This window comes from Actinomyces sp. (genome assembly GCF_030530635.1).
GTDB lineage: Bacteria > Actinomycetota > Actinomycetes > Actinomycetales > Actinomycetaceae > Actinomyces.
This window is the reverse complement of the sequence record NZ_JAUMUL010000103.1, coordinates 1-6,059: the sequence shown is the minus strand read 5'-3', so window position 1 is coordinate 6,059 and position 6,059 is coordinate 1. Positions and strand designations below refer to the sequence as shown.

The 6,059-nt window shown below is 67.0% G+C and carries 4 protein-coding genes; 2 read left to right on the top strand and 2 right to left on the bottom strand.

The window, feature by feature from the left end; genetic code table 11:
* Positions 1-763: 763 nt before the first annotated feature.
* Positions 764-2,200 (top strand): LssY C-terminal domain-containing protein, encoded by a 1,437-nt coding sequence (locus Q4A20_RS14560; protein WP_303124078.1) that lies wholly within the window; start codon positions 764-766, stop codon positions 2,198-2,200.
* Here the strand turns inward: Q4A20_RS14560 and Q4A20_RS14555 are convergent.
* Positions 2,180-3,622, bottom strand: a complete 1,443-nt coding sequence (locus Q4A20_RS14555) for a hypothetical protein (protein ID WP_303124076.1) — start codon at positions 3,620-3,622, stop codon at positions 2,180-2,182. The two genes, Q4A20_RS14560 and Q4A20_RS14555, sit on opposite strands and share 21 nt — an antisense overlap.
* A 28-nt stretch (positions 3,623-3,650) precedes the next feature.
* Positions 3,651-4,343: a flavodoxin gene (locus Q4A20_RS14550; RefSeq protein WP_303124074.1), complete on the bottom strand. Its 693-nt coding sequence runs from the start codon at positions 4,341-4,343 to the stop codon at positions 3,651-3,653.
* A gap of 237 nt (positions 4,344-4,580) precedes the next feature.
* Between Q4A20_RS14550 and Q4A20_RS14545 the strand changes: the two genes are divergently transcribed.
* Positions 4,581-5,525 carry a hypothetical protein gene (locus tag Q4A20_RS14545; protein WP_303124073.1) on the top strand — a complete coding sequence of 315 codons (945 nt, stop codon included), beginning with the start codon at positions 4,581-4,583 and terminating at the stop codon, positions 5,523-5,525.
* The last annotated feature ends 534 nt before the right edge of the window (positions 5,526-6,059 follow it).

Here is a 6,059-nt window from a genome sequence, read left to right as displayed (position 1 = left end):
GTGTTTGTGGGTGTGGTGATTCGGGTCGGGCGCTGCGGTGTGGAGGTCGTCTTCGATGGGTGCCGGTGCGCCGAAGACGACCTTCTCATCCCCAAACCCTCCACGTTCGGGAGGGTTTGGGGCGCAAGAGGACGTTCTCGCCAGGCCTGGGTCGTTCTCGGGCCGATGAGGACGTCCTCGGGCAGGCGGGAACGTTGTCGGGCGGGAGGGGACGAACTCGGGTAGGTGGTGTTGCGCCCGAGACGATTCGTTGGAATCGCCGGGATTATGAGGGTACCGGATCGGGCTCGCAGCGGCCTGTAACGGTGCCGACCACTGGATCCAGAGTTTCCAGTAGTTCCGATGCCGACCCCCGGTGCCGAGGTTGCCGCGGGCGCCTACGACACTACGACGGCGTGGGCTGTTGGCGTGTTCGCTCGTGTGCCTTGGGTGATGGTTCGGCACTTGGCGCCAGCGGTTCGGCACTTTCAACGGCCGTAGTACCCCTACCGTACGAACCGCCAGGCCAACACCCCCATCAAGCACCAAGTGCCGACCTCGGCACGTAACATCTACCGACCTCGGCACGTAACATCTACCGACCTCGGCACGTTGCCTCACCCAACAGCACACACCCGCAGCAATCCCGTGCTGCCGAGCGTCGACGGCATGACTTTTCGTGGGCGACGTACACAACCAGTACACCGTATACAACGTATGTAAGGTGGATGCCGCGGCAATGATCCGACTTGTCTGACGTCGTAGGTCGTGTACTGTGCGGGCGATGATCAGTGAACAGGACACTCCCGCAATACCGACTGCGGCCGACCACAGCGCAGATACCGCGCCGACGGTGCGCACTCGCCCCCGCCCTGATTCCCCGCCCGTTTACTCGGCGGGATCAGACAAGGTGCTGGCCGCCGGCGCTCGTGAGTGGGGCGTCGACGACGTCCTGGACGCCGTCTTCTTCGCCGTCGCCGCGCTGGCCACGCTCTGGCTGGCATGGCTGCTGCTCGGTTCGGGCACCCACCTGAGCCCGGGGGCGATAGTCAACATCGTGCTGTTCTGGGCAGTGCTGTCCTATCTGGCGCTGCCCCGCCTGCATCAGATACTCACCTGGCTGTACGTGCCCGACTACTTCATCGGCCGCACCCGTACCGCCGACGGTCTGCTGGGCGACCCGGTCAACCTCGCCGTGCTCGGCGCCGAGGAGGACATCCATACCGCAATGACGAAGGCCGGCTGGGTGCGCGCCGACCCCATCACGCTGCGCTCGTCGTGGGGGATCGTAGTCTCCTCGCTGCTGCGCCGCTCCTACCCGGCCGCGCCGGTCTCCGACCTGCTGCTGTTCGGGCGCAAGCAGGATTTCGCCTACCAGAAGGAGGTCGAGGGGAACCCGGCCCAACGCCACCACATCCGTTTCTGGCGCGTACCCGAGGGCTGGGTCATGCCGGGTGGACGCCGGGTGGACTGGTTGGCCGGCGCGACCTACGACCGCTCCGTGGGGCTGTCCACCCTCACCTTCCAGGTGACACACAAGATCGACGCCGATATCGACGTTGAACGCGACTACGTGGTCGACGACGTCCGTTGGGCCAATGACTCGGCCTCGTTGGAGATATGGCCGGATTTCTTCACCGCCTACCACCACCGCAATGGTGGTGGCGACCGGATCGTCACCGACGGTGACCTGCACGTGCTGTATGTCGGCTCTGCACCAACTTCTAAACGTGAGGATGCGGCGCTGGAACAGGCTCACCGCACGGAGGCCGAGGTGCGCCGTCGGCGACCCTCGGAGCTGATCGTGGCCATGGTGCTGGTGGTGTCGCTTCTTTGTGCCAATACGCTGAGGCTGTTCGGCGGAGACTCCATTGACGTGCTCGCTAGCGAAGTGGAAGGGGCCGGCGTCGCCGACACCCATCGACTGGTCGTGGCGACGGCGACGGCAACCACCGCGGTTATGACAGCACTGATCCTGGGGCTGGCGGCGGCGGTCTGGCTCGGGCATCCCCGTGCCCGCATCGCTCTGATGGTGGTGTTGGGCCTGAGCATCGGCTCTGTAATGACCGAGATCTCCGGCGTCGGGATTCGCCAGGCGGGTTGGGGGCTGATCGCCGCGGCGGCACTGGGAGTGCTGGCGCTGCTGGCGATGACGGCCAGACCCATTCCCCGCTGGGAGCGGGCGCGCAAGGCCGAACGACTACGGGCACGGGCCGAATGAACCTCCGAATGAACTTCCTAATGACCCCCCGAGTGAGCTGCGGAACTCCGGTCTCCGTAATCGGCCCTGCCGGTCGCCGCGCCTGTAGCGGTGCATGCGGTGGTGGTAGCTGAGTGCAGGGCTGTGTCGGGCCAGGGTGCGAAGCACGTCGTCGTAATACAGGTCCTCCGGGCGGGAGACGGCGTGCAGCACCGTAACCGGCCGTGATGGCGCCCAGGCCTGAGCGATTCCCACCAGGGGCGCGATGCCGGCGCCCATTCCCAGCAGGACCAGATGACGCTCGTCGTCGGCGATGACTCGGTTGAAACGGCCGAAGGGGCCCTGCAGGGTGACGGCGGCGCCGACCGGCACCTGGGAGAGCCGGGAGGTGAAGTCTCCCGCCGCACGGATCGTCAGGACCACAGGCGCGGGTCCCGCATCCTTCGGATGATTGCGCGGGGCTTCGGCTGCGAATGTCGGGCGTTCGTCGGGCGGGGCCGAGCCGTCGCCGGACGGGGCCGTGAATGTGGTGCTCGCCGGGTCGGTTCCGGGCGCCGTCGCCCGGGCCCAGTCCGGGGCGAAGGTCACCGAGAACGGGTGGTACTGGGCGGGCAGCCCGGGGGTTCGGAAGGAGACGAAGTAGAAGTCGCCGGGCTCGTAAGCTGGCGCGCCGGCCGTCGGGGCGATCACTACCTGGCGGGTGGTGTCATTCAGAGCGGTGTTGGCGACCACGGTGCCCTGACGGTTCGGTGACGCCGGCGCGATCAGCTTGCCCCACAGGTAGACGGCCAGTGCGGCGAGTGTGTATAGGTCGACGGCGATGACGAAGCCGGTTGCGGCGCTTACCCGCGGAATCACATGCATGTGCAGCACCACCAGGCCGATCATCACGAAGTTGAGCCGGTGGACCCACACCGAGGTCTCATGGGTGAGGACCCGTTCGAGGCGCCTCTTCACGGCGGCCGCGTGGGGCAGCCGGTCCACTAGCCAGCCGCTCATGAGCAAGGCTGCGTGGGCGACGCCGAGGATCGCCAGATACCAGGCGACTCGCCCCGACCAGTAGATGATCGGGTGCATGGTGAACAGGTTGAGCACGTGGGCGGAGGCAAGCACCAGGGCGAATACGCCGAGTACCCCGTGCAACTGGTACAGCGCCGGCAGCCCGATGCGCCGGTCCAGTGCCGTCGGCCGTGTGCTGAGGGCGATCGAGACCAGCCACCACGTGTAGGCGGTCACACCGAAGTCGTACAGGATCAGGTCTCGGGTGGGGGCCAGCAGCTGCGTGTTGAGCAGGACGATGAGCGGCGCCGGGGCGGCCAGGCTAACCGCCCAGGCGGCATACCAGGACGGCGGGCGCCAAGCGGCGCGGCGGGCGGGCGGGGCGTGCGGGCGTCGGCGGTCCGACGGCGGCCCCGGCTGTCTCCTCAGCCTTGGAGTCGTCATCTTGGAAGCTGGCGCGCGGGCCGACGGCTCACAGGCCCAGACCCTCGAGCCAGGCGTCCACTTCCGGCCGGGCGTCGGCTGCCCGACTGCCCCTTACCGCCAGGCCGACTGGCACGGTCGCCCGCGGGTACTGGGCCTCTAGCTGCTGCCGGGTGTTGCCCATTCCCGAGCCCTCGTGGGTGGTGAAGGGGATGACGGTCTTGCCGTTCAGGTCGACGGCGTCCAGGAAGGTGCGTATCACCATCGGGTACTCGCCCCACCAGATCGGGGCGCCGACGAATACTGTGTCATAGCCGGATACGTCCGGCAGCGGGTCGCGGATCGCGGGCCGGGCGTCGGCGTCGAGTTCGTCTTGGGCGACCTCGGTGGTCTCCTGGTAGTCGCTCGGGTAGTCCACGGCGGGGACGATCTCGTAGGAGTCGGCGCCGGTGCGCTCCTGGATCATCTGGGCGATGCGGGCGGTGTTGCCGACAGTCAGGTCGCCGCCGTAGACGCCCTCGGTGCGGGAGAAGTAGACGACCAGTACCGAGCTGTTGCCCGCCGGCGTGTTCTCGGCGTCGGCGGCTTGCTGCGAGGGTGCGGCAGCGGGGGTGGCGGAGCGGGAGGCGGTGGTGGAGGACGACGAGGCCGAGGGCCGGGAGAGTAACTCATAGCCGATTACGCCGGCCGCGACGACGGCGAGGACGCATATGAGCGCAATAATGCGGGTTCGTTGGGTCACTGAGTCACTCCTGTGCGGTGCCCGGGTGCATGTGATTACGGCGGTGTTTCACTGCCTGGCGTTGAGGATATTTGTGGCCCGTGTGGGCAGGAAGGACCTGTGAGGGCCTGGTTGGGTTGCCGACGAGCTGGTCGTGGAGCTGCCGTCATCGTGTCATCGGGCGCGTCCGCATGGGAAAATGGGGAACAGCCGCGTTGTGGTGGCACTTTTTCGGTGTCGGCCCTTTAGGCTGGCCCCATGAGCGAGTACTTCGCGGGTCGGCGCGACGAGGGGCCTCACAGCGGTCTTCCGGGTGGGCAGTCGAATCCCTGGACGCCTTTCCACGGTGGTGGGGCCCAGGCGGCCTCCGGCGCGCGAATTCCCGGTCGTTCTTCAGCGCCCCGCGCTCGCTCCCGGGGCCGCCACGCGGCTCCACCGCCCCCTGAACGCGTCCGTTTCGGGGTGCCTTTCAACGGCATCCTGCCCCTGTGGCACGAAGGTGCCGAAATCACCTGGCATCGTCCGCTCGACGACGTCGACTTCGCTTCCATCCTCGGCCTGGGGCACGTTCATACCGAGCCCGGCCCGTCGGTCACGCCCGGCGGCTGGCAGGAGCTTGTTGAGGTCGCCACACTGGTGCCGGCTGACCCGGACGCCGAGGAGGGGCCGGTGCTGCGCCTGCGCGCGGTCACGCCGTCGGGCCGCCGCGCCATAAACGACCCCGGTGGCGGCGCTCCCATCCGACTGTCCAAGGCCTTGCCGGTGGAGGAGGCCATGGGCGCCGGAGCCGGTCTGGATCTCGTCGGCTTCTCTGTTCATATCGGCCGGTTGATGCTGCGTGCGGCGCGCGACGGGGCGATCCTGCTGTTCACGCTGCGCGCCCCGCGCGATCCGGAGGCGCATCACTTGTTGTCTGTGCCCAGCGAAGTGGACTCCCGTCAGGTGATGCACTTCCATCTGGGCACCCTGTTGGATATGAGTGATGGCGCTTGGGCGCGTGCCAAGCACTCCGACAACATGACGCTGCTGGATTTGGACGTGCCTTACCAGAGTCTGCTGGGCGGGGGCGCTCAGGGGGCGCAGGGACTGGAACTTGAGCGTCTTACGGATATGGCGCGGCCGGTAGTGGAGTGTCTGTTGCGCCCGGGCTTCCCCTTCGCATTGGGGTCCTCGGTGATCATGCCGGCGGGTCCGCAGCGCTGAGTTCGATGGAATTGACTGGTCGAGATCGTCGGCCCGGTCAGACTGTTGACTTGGTGAGATGCTGGAGGGTTATTCATGTGGGTGGTTCGCCGCTGTGAAGTTGCCGTGTTTCTGTGTGATTGTGGGGAAGGGTTGTGATTGCGTGGAGGTGGTGCCGGTGGGGTGATAAGCCTCCGGCCAGGCGCTAGATCCGGGTGCGAGCCTGAGTGGAGGTGGTGCCGTTGGGGTGATAAGCCTCCGGCCACCACATGTTTCGACAGGAAGAGTTGGATTCGGCGGGTGCGGTGGATCGGGCGGGGCGGTTCGGGTGTTCGTCTGGCGGTTCGTGCGCTGGCGTGACGGTTCGTACGTTGTGGTCGACGATTCGTACTTTGCGGTGACGGTTCGTGCCTCTAGGTGCCGAAGCCTCGCAACAAGTGACGAACCGCCGGTGGTAGGTGATGAAGCGTCGGGCCAGTGTATGAATCGTTGGTGGACGGTTCGAAGTGTCAGCCCCGTCGGCCTCATGCCCGTCGACGCGGCGGCCCCGCCCCA